Raw genomic sequence first — 18545 nt, 5'->3', positions numbered from 1 at the left:
GGCTCTCCATCTCCCCCCCCCCCACCCCCTCCCCCTCCCCGCGCCCCCCACCCCGCCCGAGAGACGCGCCGGTGGCGGGTCGGAAACGCTGGAGCGGGCCGTCGCGGCCGGGCTCCGGATGACGCGGCCGGGCGCGCGGCCGGGCGTGCATAGGCCCGGCGGGGCGCGTGCGCAGGCTCCGGGCTCCCGGCGGGACGCCCCGGGCGTGCGGGCCCGTCCACGGTGGCGGCACGGCGCGGGGAGGCCGGGCCCGGGAGGCGGTCGGCGGGGGGCCGGCGGGGGACAATGGCGGAGTGATCAGTAGCCCCGTTCTCGACCCGACCCGCCTCGCCAAGCTGCGCGAGGCGCTGCTCGCCGCCTCGTTCACCGCCGACGGGTGCCTGGACCTGCTCGGACCCACCGCCTACGCGGCGTTGGCCCGCAGCGAGGCGGTCCCGGCGCTGCGCGCGACGCGCGGCGGCAGCCCGCTGGAGACGCTGGTGCGGCTGTTCCTGCTGCAGCAGCCGGTGCCGTACCGGGCCGCGGCCGCGGCGCTGCCGGTGGAGGACTGCCTGGCCGACGGCTGGCTGCGCCCGGACGGGGACCTGGTGCGCGCCACCGTCGACGTCCGGCCGTACGCCAACGAGGTTGCCGGGCTGCCCGGTTCGGATGCCTGGGTGGTCTCCGACCTGGGCTGCGCGGTGGGCGGCGCGGGCGGCATCGGCTCCGGCGAGACCGCGCACGGGGTGGCCCGCAAGGACCTGGTGCTGGGTGTCGGCGGCGCCTCGACCACGCTGGCCAACATCACCGTGCGCCGCCCGGTGCGGGCCGCGCTGGACCTCGGCGCGGGTTCCGGCGTGCAGGCGCTGCACGCGGCCCGGCACGCCGGCACGGTCACCGCCACCGACCTCAATCCGCGTGCGCTGCGCTTCACCGAGCTGACCCTGGCGCTGTCCGGTTTCGACCACTCCGAGGTGCTCTCCGGCAGCCTCTTCGAGCCGGTCGGGGAACGGAAGTTCGACCTGATCGTCTCCAACCCGCCGTTCGTCATCTCGCCGACCGGCCGGTTCACCTACCGGGACGGCGGCATGGCCGGCGACGACCTGTGCCGCAGCCTGGTCCGCTCGGCCGCCGACCACCTGGAGCCCGGCGGTTACTGCCAGTTGCTCGCGAACTGGCAGCACGTCGAGGGCGAGGACTGGCAGGAGCGGCTGGCCGGCTGGGTCGCGGGCACCGGGCTGGACGCCTGGATCGTCCAGCGCGAGGTCCAGGACGTGGCTCAGTACGCGGAGTTGTGGTTGCGCGACGGCGGCGACCACCGTGGCCCCGGCGGCGACTACCAGGCCCGCTACGGCGAGTGGCTGGACGCCTTCGAGGCGGGCCGGGTCGAGGGCGTCGGCATGGGGTGGATCACCCTGCGGGCGGGCGGCGCCGAGCGTCCGACCGTCCGGGTCGAGGAGTGGCCGCACCCGGTGGAGCAGCCGCTCGGCCCGCACATCGAGACCTGGTTCGACCGGCAGGACTTCCTCCGCTCGCACGACGACGCGGGCCTGCTCGCGACCCGCTACGTGCTGGCGGACGAGGTGGTCCAAGAGCAGGTCGGTGCGCCGGGCGCGGAGGACCCGGAGCACGTGATCCTGCGTCACAACCGGGGCATGCGAAGGGCCACCAAGGTGGACACCGTGGGGGCCGGCTTCGTGGGCGTCTGCGACGGGACGCTGGCGGCGGGCGAGATCGTGGACGCCATCGCGCAGCTGCTCGGTGAGGACCGGGTGGTCCTGCGCGACCGGGTGCCGGAGTCGCTGCGGCTGCTGACCGAGCAGGGGTTCATCGACCCGGTCCGCTGAGCGGGGCCGGTGAGTGAGGTCGCCGAGCGGGGGTCGCCGAGCGGGGGCCGCTGAGCGAGGGCCGCTGAGTCGGGCCCGGCGAACCGGGCCCGTCGAGTCGGTCGGCCGCGCCGGGCAGGGCCCTGCAGGGCCGGCCGAGCCTGCCCCGCGGGGCGGTTCACCCGCCCGTACCCCCTGGTTCGTCCGGTGGTCCCCGAACGGCTGCCCCCCGTTGGTCCTCCGCTGTGAGGCTCTGTCCACAGGCTGTGGACAGAGCTGGGGAGCCGGGGGCCAGGGGTGGACACGACGACGGCGACGGTGGGCGGGGTCGTGCTCGTCCTCTTCGGTGGCGTGCTGCTGCTCTGGTGCGCCGCCGAAGTGCGCCTTCGCCACCTGGTGCGCCGCCGGGGGGTCGCGGTGGTGGCCACGGTGGTGGCCGAGGACGACGCGCACGGGCAGCTGGACAGCGCGCCGCTGCTGTCCTTCCCGGTGCCGTCCCCGGTCGCCGGTTCCGGCGCGTGCCGGATCGCGGGGCTGGTGCTCACCCGTCCGCGCGGGCACACCCCGCTGCGCCGCCCGGACCGTTTCGCGCCCGGTGCCCCGGTGCGGATCTGCTACGACCCGCAGCGCCCGAGCCGGGTGGTGCTGGCGGCCGGCGAGATCGGGCGGGGGGCCCTCGTCGACCTGCTGTGGAGCGCCCTGGGCGTGGCCTGTCTCGCGGCGGGTGCCGGGCTGCTGGCCGCGGTCGGCGGCTGAGCGCTCCGCCCGCTCCCGGGGACGTCGCCCCGCGCGCGTTCGACGGGGGTCCGCCCGCCCGTCGATTTTCCGTTGACAGATCTTGAAATCCGTCATTCCATCCTCCGGAACCTGCCGAAGGCCCCCTCCACGGGGCGCGAACCCGCGTCATCGGGTTACCGTTCGAGTGGCGTCGGTGAGCCCGGCAAGTGAAAAAGCGGGATCCGTCCGTTTGACAAGGGTGGCCGGGGTACGGTCACACTCCGCTGGTGGGGTGTCGTGCAGCGGCGGCCCCGGGACGGTGGAGGGGTCGGGCGGAGCGCAGCCCGTGCTGCCGCGCCGACCAGCCACATAAGGACCGGGAGAGAAGAGCGAAGGTGTCCCCGAGCAGCGAGACCGCGCACGGACAGCGACTCGTCATTGTCGAGTCGCCGGCCAAGGCGAAGACGATCAAGGGCTACCTTGGCCCCGGCTACATCGTCGAGGCGAGCGTCGGGCACATCCGCGACCTCCCCAGCACCGCGGCCGAGGTGCCGGAGAAGTACACCGGCGAGGTGCGCCGCCTCGGGGTGGACGTCGACCACGACTTCGCACCCATCTACGTGGTCAACGCGGACAAGAAGTCCCAGGTCAGCAAGTTGAAGTCGCTGCTCGCGGAGTCCGACGAGCTCTTCCTCGCCACCGATGAGGACCGCGAGGGCGAGGCCATCGCGTGGCACCTGCAGCAGGTGCTCAAGCCCAAGGTGCCGGTGCACCGGATGGTGTTCCACGAGATCACCAAGTCGGCGATCCAGGAGGCCGTGGCCAACCCGCGCGAACTCAACCAGCGCCTGGTCGACGCCCAGGAGACCCGTCGCATCCTCGACCGCCTCTACGGCTTCGAGGTCTCGCCGGTGCTGTGGAAGAAGGTCATGCCGAAGCTGTCGGCGGGCCGCGTGCAGTCCGTCGCGACCCGGCTGGTGGTCGAGCGCGAGCGCGAGCGGATGGCCTTCCGCACCGCCTCGTACTGGGACCTGGTCGGCACCTTCGGCACCGGCCGCACCCCGGCCGACTCCGCGAACCCGGAGACCTTCGGCGCCCGGCTCGCCTCGGTCGACGGCAAGCGGATCGCCAGCGGCCGCGACTTCGGCTCGGACGGCCGGCTGAAGGCCGGCAGCGCCAACAGCCTGCACCTGGACGAGCAGGCCGCCCGCCAGCTGGCCGCCGCCCTGGAGCGCACCGCGTTCAGCGTCCGCAGCGTCGAGTCCAAGCCGTACCGCCGCTCGCCGTACGCGCCGTTCCGGACCACCACGCTCCAGCAGGAGGCCAGCCGCAAGCTCGGCTTCGGCGCCAAGCGGACCATGCAGGTGGCCCAGAAGCTGTACGAGAACGGCTTCATCACCTATATGCGCACCGACTCCACCACGCTGTCGGACACCGCGATCTCGGCCGCCCGCGCCCAGGTCACCCAGCTGTACGGCGCCGACTACCTGCCGGACGCCCCGCGCACCTATGCCAGCAAGGTCAAGAACGCGCAGGAGGCGCACGAGGCCGTCCGCCCCTCCGGCGACCGCTTCCGCACCCCCGCCGAGACCGGCCTGACCGGCGACGACTTCCGGCTCTACGAGCTGATCTGGATGCGCACCGTCGCCTCCCAGATGAAGGACGCGGTCGGCCAGTCCGTCACCGTCCGGGTCGGCGGCACCTCCGCCGACGGCCGGGACGTCGAGTTCTCCGCCTCCGGCAAGATCATCACCTTCCACGGCTTCCTCAAGGCCTACGTCGAGGGCGCCGACGACCCGAACGCCGAGCTCGACGACCGCGAGCGCCGGCTGCCGCAGGTCACCCAGGGCGACCCGCTGGGCGCCGAGCGGATCACCCCGGAGGGCCACGCCACCAAGCCGCCGGCCCGCTACACCGAGGCCTCGCTGGTCAAGGAGCTGGAGGACCGGGAGATCGGCCGCCCCTCCACCTACGCGTCGATCATCGACACGATCATCCAGCGCCGGTACGTGTTCAAGAAGGGGACGGCGCTGGTTCCGTCGTTCCTCTCCTTCGCGGTGGTCAACCTGCTGGAGAAGCACTTCGGCCGGCTGGTCGACTACGACTTCACCGCCAGGATGGAGGACGACCTCGACCGCATCGCGGCCGGCGAGGCGAAGTCCGTGCCGTGGCTGAAGCGCTTCTACTTCGGCGAGGGCGAGGGCCTCTCGGCCGGTGGCGCCGCCGAGGCCGGCAACGGCGACGGCGACCACCTGGGCGGCCTGAAGGAACTGGTCACCGACCTCGGCGCGATCGACGCCCGGGAGATCAGCTCCTTCCGGATCAGCGAGGACATCACCCTGCGGGTCGGCCGCTACGGCCCGTACGTCGAGCGCGCCTCCACCGTCGAGGGCGAGCCCGGCCAGCGCGCCGACATCCCGGACGAGCTGCCGCCGGACGAGCTCACCGTCGAGCTGGCCGAGGAGCTGCTGGCCAAGCCCAGCGGCGACTTCGAGCTCGGCGCCGACCCGGTCAGCGGCAACATGCTGGTCGCCAAGGACGGCCGCTACGGCCCGTACGTGACCGAGATCCTGCCCGAGGGCACGCCCAAGACCGGCAAGAACGCGGTCAAGCCGCGCACCGCCTCGCTCTTCAAGACGATGTCCCTGGACACCGTCACCCTGGAGGACGCGCTCCGGCTGCTCTCGCTGCCGCGCGTGGTCGGCACCGACGCCGAGGGCGCGGAGATCACGGCGCAGAACGGCCGCTACGGCCCGTACCTCAAGCGCGGCACCGACTCCCGCTCGCTCACCAGCGAGGACCAGCTCTTCACGATCACCCTCGACGAGGCGCTGGCGATCTACGCCCAGCCCAAGCAGCGCGGCCGGGCCGCCGCCGCCCCGCCGCTCAAGGAGCTGGGCAACGACCCGGTCAGCGAGCGCCCGGTGGTGGTCAAGGACGGACGCTTCGGCCCGTACGTGACCGACGGCGAGACCAACGCGACGCTCCGCAAGGACGACGACGTCGAGACCATCACGCCGGAGCGCGGCTACGAGCTGCTCGCCGAGAAGCGGGCGCGCGGACCGGTGAAGAAGGTGGCGAAGAAGGCCCCGGCGAAGAAGACGGCGGCCAAGAAGGCGACCACGACCAAGACCGCGGCCACCAAGACCGCGGCCGCGAAGAAGACCGCCGCCAAGAAGACCACCACCAAGACGGCGGCGGCGAAGAAGACGGCGGCCAAGAAGACCGCCGCGAGCAAGACCACGGCGACCGACGAGGGCTGATCCCCGGTCGCCGCCGACGGGCCCGCATCCCCCGATCCCGGGGGGTGCGGGCCCGAGCGCTGTCGTGGGCCGGGCGGTGGCCGGTGGCGACACGACGGTGGCACGGCGGTGATCGGGTGGTGGCCGGCGGTGACACGACGGTGGCGACACGACGGTGATCGGGTGGTGGCACGACGATGATCGGGCGTCGGTCGGCGATGGCCGGGTGGTGATCGGGCGTCGGTCGGGCGGCGGCCGGGTGGGGATCCGGGCCGGGGACGGGTGCGGGGATCTGTGCGGGGAACGTCACAACCCGGTGATGAGCGGGATCCGGAAGCCCGTTCACCACAATCCGGCCAAGCCTCGCCCGCTACGCTGACCGTATGACGAGCGAGGAGCAGCCCACCCCCAGCGCCGCCCCGGACGCCAGAGCCGTGACGCCCGACCTGCCCGAGGTCGCGCCCGCCGGGACCCCGGTGGACCGGGCCCGGGCACTGCTGCGGACGCGCGCCTACCGGCGGCTGTGGACCACCCAGCTGATCGGCGGCACCGCCGACCGGCTCGGCCTGCTGGTGCTGCTCGCGCTCACCGTGATCGCCGCCGCGATCGGCGGCCGGTTCGGCGACCTGCCGCGCAGCCTCGCCTTCGCCACCGCCGCGGTCCTCGCCGTCCGCGTGGTGGCCACCGGCCTGGTCGGTGTGGCACTGCTCGGCCCGGTGCACCGGCTGGTCGCGGGCAGGCTCGACCGGCGCTGGACCATGTTCGGCGCCGACGTGCTGCGCGCCCTGCTGATCGGCCTCGCCCCCTGGTGGACCGTCTGGCTGGGCTCCGGGACGAAGACCTCCGGCGCCGCGACCTACGTCCTGCTCGCCACCGTGTTCGTCACCGGTGCCGCCGAGCGCGTCTGGGAGATCGCCAAGGCCGCCGCCGTCCCCGGCCTGCTGCCGCCTGCCGACCCCTACGCCCCGGCCGCCGAACAGCGGCCCGCCGCCGCCAACCTGGACACCGTCCGGGTGATCGACCGCTTCACCGGCTGGGTCACCCTGCCGCTGGCGGCCGTCGGCCTGGTCGGCCTCACCCTGCTCAACAACATCGGCGCGGCGGCCGGCTCCGACTGGCTCCGCGCCCACCAGCTCACCGTCGCGGCGCTCGGCGCGGCCGGACTGTTCGCCGCCTCGGCGGTCCGCGGGTACGTCCGGCAGCTGCCCGTGGGCCCGGTGGCCGTCGCCCCGGTCTCCCCGCTGCAGGGCCTGCGCGCCCCGACCGACGCCGCCCCCGGTCCGGCCCTGGGCAAGGGCCGCACCGGCAGCGCCCCGTACTTCACCTTCGCCGTCGCCGCCGCCTTCGCCTCGATGGCGGGCGTCGCGGCGCTGGCGCTGCTCACCGCCGCCGAGCACCGGGCCGGGCCGATCGGCTACGGCCTGGTGGTGCTCGCCGCCACCGCGACCCCCGCCCTCGGCGCCCGCCTCACCCGGGCCACCCTGCCCTCGCTCTCCCGCCGCCGACTGCTCGCGCTGGCGCTGCTCACCCAGGGCGTCGCGCTGATCCTGGCCGGGCTGGTGCTGGACTTCGTGCTGGTCCTGCTGCTCACCGTGCTGGCCGCGCTGGCCGCCGGGATCGTCGTCTCGGCCGGGCGCACCCTGCTCGCGCAGGAGGTCGAGGAGGCCCGGCTGCCGAAGGTCACCGAGCACCTGTTCGCGGTGCTGCGGGTCGTGGTCGCCGCCGCGCTGGTCGTCGTCCCGCTGATCGCCGCCGCTTACGGGGACGTCGAGTACGGCACCGTCGAGCCCGGCTCCTTCACCTTCATCCACGGCGGCGCCGCCCTCGCCGTCGCCACCGCGGGGCTGCTCACGCTGGTGCTCGCCGCCGTCGTGCTGCTGCGCACCGACGACCGGCGCGGCACCGTGCCCTTCGGCCGGGACCTGGTGGACGCCGTGCGCGGCGCCGCCGGCCCGGTGCCGCACCGCGGCGCGGGCACCGGCTTCTTCATCGCCCTCGAAGGCGGCGACGGCGCCGGCAAGTCCACCCAGGCCCAGGCACTCGCCGAGTGGATCCGCGGCAAGGGCCACGAGGTCGTGCTCACCCGCGAGCCCGGCGGCAGCCCGGTCGGCCAGCGGCTGCGCGGCCTCGTCCTGGACGTCGGCAACACCGGACTGTCGCACCGCGCCGAGGCGCTGATCTACGCCGCCGACCGCGCCGAGCACGTCGAGAACGTCATCCGGCCGGCCCTCGCCCGCGGCGCCGTGGTGATCACCGACCGGTACATGGACTCCTCCATCGCCTACCAGGGCGCCGGGCGCGACCTCGCCGCGACCGAGGTCGCCCGGATCTCCCGCTGGGCCACCGGCGGTCTGCTGCCCGACCTGACCGTCGTCCTGGACGTCGACCCGACCCGGGCCCGGGAGCGCTTCACCGAGGCCCTGGACCGGCTGGAGTCCGAGCCCACCGAGTTCCACCAGCGGGTCCGGGCCGGCTTCCTCGCCCTCGCGGCCGCCGACCCGGCGCGCTACCTGGTCGTGGACGGCAGCCAGGCCCCCGGCTTCGTCACCACCGCCATCCGGCACCGGCTCGACCGCGAGCTGCCGCTCTCCGAGCAGGAGAAGGCCGCCCGCGCCGAGCAGGAGCGGCTGGCCCGGGAGGAGGCCGAGCGCCGCGCCGCCGAGGAGGCCCGGAAGAAGGCCGAGGAGGAGGCTGCCGAGCGCAAGCGGCAGGAAGTGCTGGCGCAGCTGCGCGCCGAGCAGGCGGAGAAGGAGCGGCTGGCCAAGGAGGAGGCCGAGCGGGCCGCCGCCGAGGCCCGCCGCAAGGCCGAGGAGGAGGCCCGCCGCCGGGCGGAGGAGGAGGCCGAGCGCCGCGCCGCCGAGGAGGCCGAGCGTCGTGCCGCCGAGCAGGTCCGGCTGGCGGCCGAGGCCGCCGAGCGCAAGCGGATCGCCGACGAGGCGGCGGCTCAGGCCGAACTGCAGCGGCAGCGGGAGCTCGCCCGCGAGGAGCAGCGCCGCCGGGCGGAGGAGGCGCTGCAGCGGGCCGAGGAGGCCCGGCTGGCGCAGGCCGCCGCGCTCGCCGCCGCGGCTGCGGCCGCAGAGACGGCGGCGGACCGGGCGGCCGGTCGGGCCGGGTCGGCCGCGGGCGCCGCGGCCGGGGACGCCGCGACCACGGAGCTGTGGGCGGTCCGGGAGACCCCGCAGGACGCTCCGGGTCGGTCCGCGCCGCGTGGTGCGGAGCACGGTCCGGCGCAGGGTTCGGCTCAGGGGCCTGCACAGGGCCCGGCCGACGGGCTCGGGGACGAGGCGACGCGCGAGCTGTCGGTGCGGGACCGGCAGGCGGCGGTCCGGGCGGCCGACGCCACCGAGGCGCGCAAGGCGGCCGCGGCCGCCGGAGCGGTCGACGCGACCGCCAAGCTGCCCGTGGTGCCGGGTTCCGCGGTGGACGAGACGGCCGTGCTGCCGAAGGTGTCGGCGGAGGCCGACCGGACCGAGGTGCTGCCCCGGGTCGGTCCGGGCCGTCCGGTGGAGAGCACGCGTGAGCTGCCGGTGGTCGGCGGGGAGCGTGCGGCGGATCCGCGGGGGCAGGCCCCGGCGCGGCCGCAGTCGCCGCCGCAGCCCCAGCCCCAGCCGGAGTCCCAGCCGCAATCGGCCGCCGAGCGGCCCCGGCCGGAGTGGGCCGAGGAGACGCCGATGGACGACCTGCCGAGCCTCACCGACACCCTGCTCGGGTCGCACGACGAGTGGGCGCGTTGGGAGCACGGCGGCCCGCGGAGCGGGGCGGACCCGCGCGGTGCGGACGGTCAGGGCGGGCAGGGCGGCCAGGGCGCGCACGGCGCGCACGGCGCGCACGGCGCGCAGGGCGGGCCGGCCGGGGGCCAGGGCAAGGACCCGGGCGACGGCAAGGACACGGGCGACGGCAAGGGCCGCCGCTGGGGTCGCCGGGGCTGATCGGGTAGGTGCGGGCGGCGTCGTCGGGACAGGTCCCCGGCGGCGCCGCCTTGCCGTCGGGTACCGGGCGCCGGGTTGTGCCCTCCGGGCGTCGGGTGCCGCTCCCGGGTGGTGGCGCCGCTCGCGGGTGGGGGCGCTCTCCCGGGTGGGGGGTCCGGGCCGCTGGAGGTCCGCCGCCCGGAGTCGGGCGTCGGGCGCCCGTCGTGACCCGGACGGAGCAGTGGCTGTCGGGGCGGAGACGTATGCTCGACCGCGGGGAAGAGGCGCCAGGGGCGCTGCCGTACGGAGCTTGGGAGCAGCAGTGGCCGTCTGGGACGACCTGGTGGGCCAGGAGCGGGTGGTCGAACAGCTGACCGCCGCGGCCCGGGCGGCCGGGGCGACGGTCGAGGCCGGTCGCGTCGCCGCCCCCGTCCAGGGCGGGAACGCCTCCCTGATGACGCACGCCTGGCTGTTCACCGGCCCGCCCGGCGCGGGCCAGGTCACCGCCGCACGGGCCTTCGCCGCCGCCCTCCAGTGCACCAGCCCCGACCTCGCGCTCGGCGGCACGCCCGGCTGCGGGTTCTGCGACGGCTGCCACACCGTGCTGGCCGGCAGCCACGCGGACGTGAAGTACGTGCGGACCGACGGGCTGTCCATCGGCGTGGGCGACATGCGCGCGCTGGTCCTGCGGGCCTCCAGCTACCCGACCGGCGGCCGCTGGTCGGTGATCCTGGTGGACGCCGCGCACCGGCTCACCGAGGCCGCCGCGAACGCGCTGCTGAAGGGCGTGGAGGAGCCCTCCCCGCGCACCGTCTGGCTGCTCTGCGCCCCCTCCGTCCAGGACGTGCTGCCGACCATCCGCTCGCGGTGCCGGCTGCTGGTGCTGCGCAGCCCCGCCGCCGCAGCGGTCGCCGACATGCTGGTCAGCCGGGACGGCGTCGACCCGGAGACCGCCCGGCTCGCCGCACTCGCCGGGCAGGGCGACATCGAGCGCTCGCGCCGTCTCGCCGTGGACGAGAAGGCCCGGACCCGTCGGGCCGAGGTGCTGCGGATCCCGCTGGAGGTCGGCGACATCGGCGGCTGCCTGGCCGCCGCCCAGCGCCTGGTCGACACCGCCAAGGCCGACGCCGAGGCGCTCGCCGAGACCCAGGACGCCAAGGAGACCGACGACCTCAAGGCCGCCTACGGCGCCGCCGAGGGCAGCAAGGCGCCGCGCGGCATGGCCGGGGCGGTCAAGGAGCTGGAGAAGCGGCAGAAGAGCCGCGCCACCCGTACGCGCCGGGAGACCCTCGGGGTCGCCCTGCTCGACCTGCTCGGCTTCTACCGGGACGTGCTCGCGATCCAGCTCGGCTCCACCGGGGTGCTCGCCAACGAGGACCAGCGGCAGGCACTGAACCGGGTCGCCCAGGCCGGCCCGGCGGAGGGCACCCTGCGCCGGATCGAGGCGGTGCTGGCCTGCCGCGAGGCGCTGGACCGCAACGTGGACCCGCTGCTCGCGGTCGAGGCGATGACGGTCGCGCTGCGCGCGGGCTGAGCCGGCCCTCGGCCCGTCCCCGGACCCGCGTCGTTCGTCGTCCGCCGTTCGTCGTCCGCGGGCCGCTCCACCGGCCGACGGCCGTACGCCTCCCGGAGCCGGTGCGCTGTCCCACCTTCGAGTGAACGAGCGATACGCGCCGGGCACACCCGCGTGTGACCGTGCGCCGGTTGTGCACGCTGGGGGCCGACTGCGCCCGGTGGGGCCGGTCGCCCCCCGTACGCGCCGGGTCCGGTCCGGCGCCGGCCCTCTCCCGAGGCGGTGCGTCGCATGGTTCGTTCGCTCCTCGTCATTCCCCTGTTGGCTGCCGCCCTCGGCGGGATCTGGCTGGCCCGGGGAGCCCTCCAGCGCTGGCGCGACCTGCGCGCCGCCGAGACCTACGAGCTGGCCGGAGACCGGTGGCCGATGCTGCTGCGGGCGGGCGGGGCGATGGTCTGCGGGGTGTTCGTCACCGGGCTGACAGTGCTCACCGCGCTCGGCGCCTTCGGCGGCATCGGCCGCGGCGACCGGGCGCAGGACCGGGCGGAGCCCGTCGTGGACTCGGCGGGCACCGAGGCCGGCACGGCGGTCCGGCAACAGGCGGCGCCGCCCGCAGCCACCGAGCCGGCCGCCGCCGGTGCTTCCGGTGCCGCCGGTGCTGCGGTGGGGGCCGCGGCGACCGCGGCCGTCACCACCGCCCCCGCCGTGGTCAGCCGGTTCGACAGCGTCGGTCACCCGGGCGGCGGCGAACTGCTCCAGTCCGCCGTGCTCGGCCCCGACGGGCACCCCCGCAACGTCCGGGTCTGGCTGCCGCCGCAGTACGCCAAGGAGCCCAACGCGCGGTTCCCGGTCGTCGTGATGCACGCGGCCGCGCCGCGCAAGACCGCCGACGCCGAGGTCCCGGACGTCTTCGAGGGCATCGGGTCGGCGTTGCAGACCGGCAAGACCCGGCCCTTCATCCTGGTCGCCCCCGAGGCGCCGAACGGCACCGCGCACCCCTGCGAGCTGGTCGCGGCCGCTCCGGCCGCCGTCGCCGACGACACGACGCTGCGCACCACCGTCGCCGCCTCCTTCCGCACCCTGCCGCCCGGCCCGGCCTCCTGGGGCACCCTCGGCGTCGACGGCGGCGCGCCGTGCGCGGCGGCCGCCGGGCTGGCCCGCCCCGACCTGTACGGCGCGGCCGCGGCGGTCTCCGGCCGGTACGACGCCGCCGCCCTCACCCAGACCGGGGCCGAGGCCCCGACCGGCAGCGCGGCCAAGCTGCTGCTGGCCGCGGCCAAGGCCGACTCCGCCGGGCTGGACGCGGCCCGCAAGCTCCAGGCCGCGCTCAAGGCGGGCCCCGGCCCGGCGGCCAAGGCCGACGTGCGGATCTCGGACAACGTGCAGGACTTCACCCCCGACCGGGAGCGGCTGCGGCTGGTCCGGCAAGCGGCGCAGTTCCTGGCCGAGGCGTTGGCCAAGGCGTCCTGAGCGCCCGTCGAGCGGGCGTTACGCTGCCCGGTACCCGGGGTGGGTGCCGGGCGGCGGCGTTTCCACCGCTCGTCGGATCGTCGGGTCGTCGGAGGCCGTTCCCGTCGTTCCGTGCATTCCCGTCGTTCCTTCCCATCGTCCTTCGAGGAGAGCAGCCGGATGAGGGCCTTCGGGCGGGTGCGGGTACTGGCCGGGGTGACGCGGGTGTCGGCCGCGGCGCTGGCCGTCGGGCTGCTGGCGGGCGGGTGCGGGTCCGGTCCGTCCGGGGCGCCGGGGGCGGCCTCCTCGGACGCGTCCGGCTCCGGCGCGACCTCGGCCCCGGTGGCCCCCGGGGGGCCGGGGGCCACCCCGCTGGAGCCGCTGCCCACCGTCGTCCCGGCCGCGCTCGCGCCGTACTACGCGCAGCGGTTGGCCTGGCAGCCGTGCGACGGCGGGTTCGAGTGCACGACGTTCCGGGTACCGCTGGACTACGACCGGCCGGGGGACGGCGACCTCACCCTGGCGGCCGCCCGCGCGGCGGCGGAACCCGCCGCGACCGGCGCCGGCTCCCGGGAGCCGCGGCTCGGTTCGCTGTTGCTCAACCCGGGCGGGCCCGGCGGCTCGGCGGTCGAGTACCTGGAGTCCACCGCCCGGACGTACGACAACGGGGTGCGGGCCCGCTACGACTTGGTCGGCCTCGACCCGCGCGGGGTGGGCCGCAGCAACCCGGTCACCTGCCTGAGCGGTGACCGAATGGACGCCTTCACCGCCGTCGACCTGACCCCTGGTGACCAGCACGGGATCGACGACCTGGTCGCCGCCGACAAGGAGTTCGCCGACGGCTGCCGCAAGCAGGCCGGGGCAGCGCTCGGCCACCTCAGCACCGTCGAGGCCGCCCGGGACATGGACGTCCTGCGCGCGCTGCTGGGCGACGAGCGGCTGAACTTCGTCGGCAAGTCCTACGGCACCTTCCTCGGCGCCACCTACGCCGGGCTCTTCCCGACCCGGGTCGGCCGGCTGGTGCTGGACGGCGCCATGGACCCGGCGCTCGACTCGGTCACCGGCAACCGCACCCAGGCCGGCGGCTTCGAGACCGCCTGGGCCGCCTTCGCCAAGGACTGCGCCAAGCGCGAGGACTGCCCGCTCGGCCGGACCGAACAGCAGGCCGGCGAGCAGCTCACCGCGCTGTTCGCGGCCGTCCGGACCGCCCCGCTGCCCACCGGCGACAACGGCCGCCGGCTCACCGAGTCCCAGGCGACCACCGGCGTCATCGAGGCCATGTACGCCGACTTCCTCTGGCCCAAGCTGCGCTCCGCGCTCGCCGACGCCAGGGCGGGCGACGGCAGCGGGCTGCTGAAGCTCTCCGACGCCTACTACGGGCGGGAGGCGGACGGCTCGTACCCCAACCTGATGTCCGCCAACACCGCGGTGAACTGCCTCGACCTGCCCGCGCCGTTCCGCGGGCCGGAGGACGTCCAGCGGGCGGTGCCGGACTTCGAGCAGGTCTCGCCGCACTTCGGGCGGGACATGGCGTGGATGGCGCTGACCTGCGCGTACTGGCCGGTCCGGGCGACCGGCGCGGCGCACACCATCCGGGCGTCCGGCGCCGCCCCGATCGTCGTCATCGGCACCACCCGCGACCCGGCCACCCCGTACGCCTGGGCCCGGTCCCTGGCCGGGCAGCTGGAGTCCGGCCGCCTGCTGACCTTCGACGGGGACGGCCACACCGCGTACGGCCGGCACAGCACCTGCGTGGACGGCGCGGTGAACCGCTTCCTGCTGACCGGGGAGGCCCCTGAGCAGGACACGCGCTGCGACCGGTAGGGCGTGGGGTTCCGGACGGCCGGTAGGTAGTTTTCACTTCAATCGATTACCGGTACGACGTTACGATGAGCGCCCCCTGCCACCCTTCCCCGCACCGGAGCTCAACGTGCTCGGAGTCAACGACCTGGCGACGTACGTCCTCGGCGCCCTCGTCATCATCCTGCTGCCCGGCCCCAACTCCCTGTACGTGCTGTCCGTCGCCGCCCGCAAGGGCGTCCGGACCGGCTACCGGGCCGCCGCCGGCGTCTTCGTCGGCGACCTCACCCTGATCAGCCTCACCTCGATCGGCGCGGCCTCCCTGCTGAAGGCCAACCCGGCCGTCTTCGCGGTGGTCAAGTTCGGCGGCGCCGCCTACCTGCTCTGGATCGGCTACGGCATGCTCCGCGCCGCCCGCGGCCTCTGGCTCGAACACCGGGCCGCCGCCGACACCACCGCCGAGCCGGACCCCGAGTCCGCCGAGAACCCCTTCCGCCGCGCCCTCGTGGTCAGCCTCCTCAACCCGAAGGCCATCCTCTTCCTGCTCTCCTTCTTCACCCAGTTCGTCGACCCGTCCTACGGACAGCCCGCCCTTTCCTTCGCCCTCCTCGGTGGCATCCTGCAGACCTTCAGCCTGCTCTACCTCTCCCTGCTGATATTCGCCGGCACCACCCTCGCCACCGCCTTCCGCCGCCGCAAGCGTCTCTCCGCCACCCTCACCAGCGGCGTCGCCGTCCTCTTCGCCGGCTTCGCCGCCAAACTCGCCGTCTCCTCCGCCTGACCCGCCCCCCGGGTATCCGGGTACGGATCACCCGCCAACCTGTGTAGACTGGCCCGCGTTGCCGCCACACACGGCAACGGTGCCGCCTTAGCTCAGTTGGCCAGAGCAACGCACTCGTAATGCGTAGGTCGCGGGTTCGAATCCCGCAGGCGGCTCAGACGATGAAGGCCCGGTCAGGTTCTCTGACCGGGCCTTCTGTCATCCATCGCATGCGGCGGCGACGACGGGTACGTGCAGCCCACCTGCCCGCGGTCTCGTTTGTGGTCTCACTGACGGCCCACTGGGGCCAGACGGCGTTGGCCTCGGTCGTTGTGCAGTTCCAAGGTGAGCTCAACCACTCGATCCGTGGAGAACAGTCGCCGGCCGGCAGGGCAGCCGGCCGGCGCCGTGGTCAACGAGCGCTGTGTTCTACGACTAGTACGACTCGTCCTCGTCGCTGTCCGGGTCATCACTGTTGATGAAGCCGGCCTGGGTGTCGGGCTCGTTCTTCACGAGCGTGGCGTACACCTGGAGCGCGGCATCCCGAGCCTTCGTCCACTCGTCGTGGGTTCCGAAGGGGTGGGGCGGCGGGGAGACTGTGGATGCGCTGAGCTCCGCGGAGGCGTCCATGGCCATCTCCAGAGCGAAGATGAGATGGTCCCGGTTGGCGCGGTTGCGCTCCTCCGGGCTGTCGGCGATGTTCCGACCGCGACGGATCTCCTGCTGCTTGAGGGACCCCGCCATCGCCTTGCTGGGGCTGGCGATCTCGAAGAGCCGTCCTTCGGTCAGACGCACCGCCTGGAGGGTTTCGACGGTCGACCCCCCGATGACGACGCTGCCGTCCTCCTTGATGTCGGGGATGTTGTACTCGTGGGAGGGCAGTTCAGGATTCCATCCCGACCATGCGGTGGCGAGCATCCGCAGGCCGTGCGGGTGGCTGGCCAGGTCGCTGAGGATCACCGGCGGGGTGCCGCGGTAGGGGGTGGTGCCCTCGAAGAACTTGGACTCGCGGTCCCGGGTGAGGTAGCCGTCCATGATCAGGGCGTAGCCGCCGCCGATCATCAACGTGGTCCGGGCGGCGGTGTCACCGGCGAGTGCCATCCCCAGCAGCTCGGTGGGCGCCTTGTAGATCGGCGCCCAAGTGCCGCCGACCACGGCGTCGGTGAGGTAGCCGCCGTCTCCGAAGGCGTTGCGGGCGGTCTGCAGGGAGGCGGGCTTGTGGTTGCCCTTCTCCTTGCGGCTCTTGGCCTTGCGGATGTCCCGGTCGACGATGACGCCGAGCATGAAGCTGAACTGCTTGGTGGTGACAGCACGGCGGGCCATGATGTTGCGGATCTCGGCCTTGGCCGCGCGGAACGCGGCGCCACTGGTGAGGCGGTGGGTGGTGTAGATCGCGCGCCACACGGGGGAGTCGTCGGGGCAGCCGATCAGGTCGGGGAGGTCGGCGAGCGGCGTGACCCCGGTGATGATGTCGCCCTGGACCCGGGTCAGCACGCCGCGGGCGACGAGCCCGTCGACGACCTGGTTGGCGATGTTGTGCCACATCGCGTCCTGCGTCCAGGGGTTCTTCTCGAGGTGTTCGCCGGCGACGAGGTTCTCCACCATCGTGACGAAGGAGAAGGTGCCCCCCTCCGGGGCGAGCGGGTTCGCGGTCGTGGTCTGTGTGGTCACTGGCCGGCCTCCGGGGTGTTGCCGTTGTGGGCGCCGACGACCAGGCGGACGGGCACGGTCGTGGCCTGGCCGACGCGGACGACCTGGTCGGTCAGCCCGCGCTGGTAGGCGGTGTTGTAGGTGACAACCTCGTCCCGGACGGCCCGGCGGAGGCTGTTGGGGTCGCGCAGGAGGTCCTCGACCACGGCGTCGCCGGTGCCCTCGTTGGTCCGGCCCGTGCGGGTCTTCGAGGCGGACGAGAGCCGGGAGATGCCGTCCACGACAACCGGCAGCACGCGGGAGGGCGAGCCGTCGGTGAAGGTGACCCGGACCAGAATGACCAGGAGCGGTTCGGACACGCCACGCTGCATGATCGAGTCCGAGTAGTCGGACTTCGGAGTGTTCAGCGTGCTGACCACCGTCTCGCGCACCAGCTCGGCGAGTTCCTTGGGGGAGGAGAACACGCAGTGGGCCTGGGCGAGCGGGTGACCGTCCTCGTCATGGTCGTCGAGCAACCGGGGTGCCGGCACGGACAGGGACAGGGCCGCGATGCGCGGCTGGTACAGCGGGAACAGCATCCGGGTCCAGGCCCGGCACTCGATCACGTCCAGGGCGCCGCCCGGAACCGCCACCTCGCTGAGCAGCGAGACGCCGTTGGGCTGCGCGGTAACCAGCAGGGCGGCCCGCTCGGGCTCGACCTGCAGGGCCGCGGCGGCCCTACGGGCGTCCTCGCCGAGGTTGGTGCGCGGGTTCTTCTCCAGCCGCATCGCGACCTTCCGCAGCGCGGCGGTGGCCGGCATCTCCGGAAGCGGCAGCGGCCGGCGGGTGATGCTCAGCGCCTCGAGGTCGTGCTCCGCCTGGACAGGGAGTTCGATGCGGGGCTGGAGGTTCTGCGGCTCACTGAAGAGCGGCATGTGCTCGGTCACTGGGTTTGTCCATCGTGACACCGCCGCCCAGCCGAGTTGCTGTGACGGCTTCAGCGGTGCGACGCCGAAAGGCCAGAAATGTCGTCCGCCCATGGAGGGAACCGTCGTCAACTGACGGGGTGTGCTCCATGGCGCCTGCCACGTCCGGCAGCAACACGAACATTCACCGTCCGGATCGCCGGTCGGGTCGCAGTGCCCCTTGGGGCCACCCGGATTTGGAAGTCCAGGTGTCGTACCGCCGCGCCGACGCGGATCGACGCAAGGGGATCGTGGCTCATCATCGGATGGTGCGTCAAGTCGACTACTCATATGTGTGGCTAATCGTCAGATCATGCTCCAGGATCGGGAATCCAGCCACGCAGTGCGAGGAGCGCGATCGGTGGCCGCAGCCGACTTCCTCGGCTCGCGTGAACGTGCCGGTCATGTCGCCTGGCCCGCCATCGGGGCCATGGCCAGGCTCAGTTCCGGGTTCAGCCCACACCGTTCGAGGCGGTCCAGATCGGTCTCGTGTAGTCCGCGGCTCGGGAGTTTCGACGGCTGCGGACTGTAGCCGGCCGGGCTCGTAATGCGTAGGTCGCGGGTTCGAATCCCGCAGGCGGCTCGGTTCGAAGCCCAGGTCAGATCGGTTCTGACCTGGGCTTCTTCGTGTTCGTGGGCACTGGGGTGACCGGAGGGGCGGGCCGGGGGCCGCGGGGGGGGGGGCGCCCGCCCCCGGGCGGGGTGGGGGGGGCGGGCGAGGGGGGGCGGTGGGGGGTGGACACCTCGGGCGCGGGCG

At 74.3% G+C, this 18545-nt stretch carries 10 protein-coding genes and 1 tRNA gene; 9 read left to right on the top strand and 2 right to left on the bottom strand.

The features are described from left to right. Window positions 1-293: 293 nt before the first annotated feature. The 9 genes from ACFV0O_RS36305 (at window position 294) to ACFV0O_RS36265 (ending at window position 15370) form a co-directional block, all read left to right on the top strand. Window positions 294-1826: a methyltransferase gene (locus ACFV0O_RS36305; RefSeq protein WP_380348336.1), complete on the top strand. Its 1533-nt coding sequence runs from the start codon at window positions 294-296 to the stop codon at window positions 1824-1826. A 276-nt stretch (window positions 1827-2102) separates the two neighbouring features. Then, window positions 2103-2561: a DUF3592 domain-containing protein gene (locus ACFV0O_RS36300; protein ID WP_360252509.1), complete on the top strand. Its 459-nt coding sequence runs from the start codon at window positions 2103-2105 to the stop codon at window positions 2559-2561. 356 nt (window positions 2562-2917) lie between these two features. Further along, on the top strand, window positions 2918-5785 hold the full coding sequence (topA, locus tag ACFV0O_RS36295) for a type I DNA topoisomerase (RefSeq protein ID WP_380348334.1): 2868 nt from the start codon (window positions 2918-2920) through the stop codon (window positions 5783-5785). A gap of 362 nt (window positions 5786-6147) precedes the next feature. Next, window positions 6148-9693: a dTMP kinase gene (gene tmk, locus ACFV0O_RS36290; RefSeq protein ID WP_380348333.1), complete on the top strand. Its 3546-nt coding sequence runs from the start codon at window positions 6148-6150 to the stop codon at window positions 9691-9693. Between the two features lie 301 nt (window positions 9694-9994). Further along, complete coding sequence (locus tag ACFV0O_RS36285; RefSeq protein ID WP_380348338.1) at window positions 9995-11206, top strand: DNA polymerase III subunit delta'; 1212 nt, start codon at window positions 9995-9997, stop codon at window positions 11204-11206. Window positions 11207-11476: 270 nt separating this feature from the next. Beyond that, window positions 11477-12655 (top strand): hypothetical protein, encoded by a 1179-nt coding sequence (locus ACFV0O_RS36280; RefSeq protein WP_380348331.1) that lies wholly within the window; start codon window positions 11477-11479, stop codon window positions 12653-12655. Window positions 12656-12814: 159 nt separating this feature from the next. Then, entirely contained in the window at window positions 12815-14458 is a 1644-nt protein-coding gene (locus tag ACFV0O_RS36275) for an alpha/beta hydrolase (RefSeq protein WP_380348329.1), read from the top strand. Window positions 14459-14564: 106 nt separating this feature from the next. Continuing rightward, window positions 14565-15215 (top strand): leucine efflux protein LeuE, encoded by a 651-nt coding sequence (gene leuE, locus ACFV0O_RS36270; protein WP_360253104.1) that lies wholly within the window; start codon window positions 14565-14567, stop codon window positions 15213-15215. Between the two features lie 81 nt (window positions 15216-15296). Next, a tRNA-Thr gene (locus ACFV0O_RS36265) sits at window positions 15297-15370 on the top strand. A 259-nt stretch (window positions 15371-15629) separates the two neighbouring features. On the opposite strand, the gene ACFV0O_RS36260 is transcribed toward ACFV0O_RS36265, so the two are convergent. Next, window positions 15630-16865: a hypothetical protein gene (locus ACFV0O_RS36260; protein WP_380348327.1), complete on the bottom strand. Its 1236-nt coding sequence runs from the start codon at window positions 16863-16865 to the stop codon at window positions 15630-15632. Further along, window positions 16862-17770, bottom strand: coding sequence for a hypothetical protein (locus tag ACFV0O_RS36255; RefSeq protein ID WP_380348325.1), 909 nt, complete (start codon window positions 17768-17770; stop codon window positions 16862-16864). The genes ACFV0O_RS36260 and ACFV0O_RS36255 overlap by 4 nt, the downstream gene beginning before the upstream one ends. Window positions 17771-18545 lie beyond the last annotated feature (775 nt).

Source organism: Kitasatospora sp. NPDC059577 (assembly GCF_042735475.1).
Classification (GTDB): Bacteria; Actinomycetota; Actinomycetes; order Streptomycetales; family Streptomycetaceae; genus Kitasatospora.
The sequence above is the reverse complement of the archived record's forward strand: the minus strand, read 5'-3'. Positions and strand labels throughout refer to the sequence as shown.

Bases quoted from the DNA above. Each gene is read 5' to 3' on its own strand.
- ACFV0O_RS36275 (WP_380348329.1), top strand. From the start codon at position 12,815: ATGAGGGCCTTCGGGCGGGTGCGGGTACTGGCCGGGGTGACGCGGGTG.
- tmk (WP_380348333.1), top strand. From the start codon at position 6,148: ATGACGAGCGAGGAGCAGCCCACCCCCAGCGCCGCCCCGGACGCCAGA.
- ACFV0O_RS36280 (WP_380348331.1), top strand. From the start codon at position 11,477: ATGGTTCGTTCGCTCCTCGTCATTCCCCTGTTGGCTGCCGCCCTCGGC.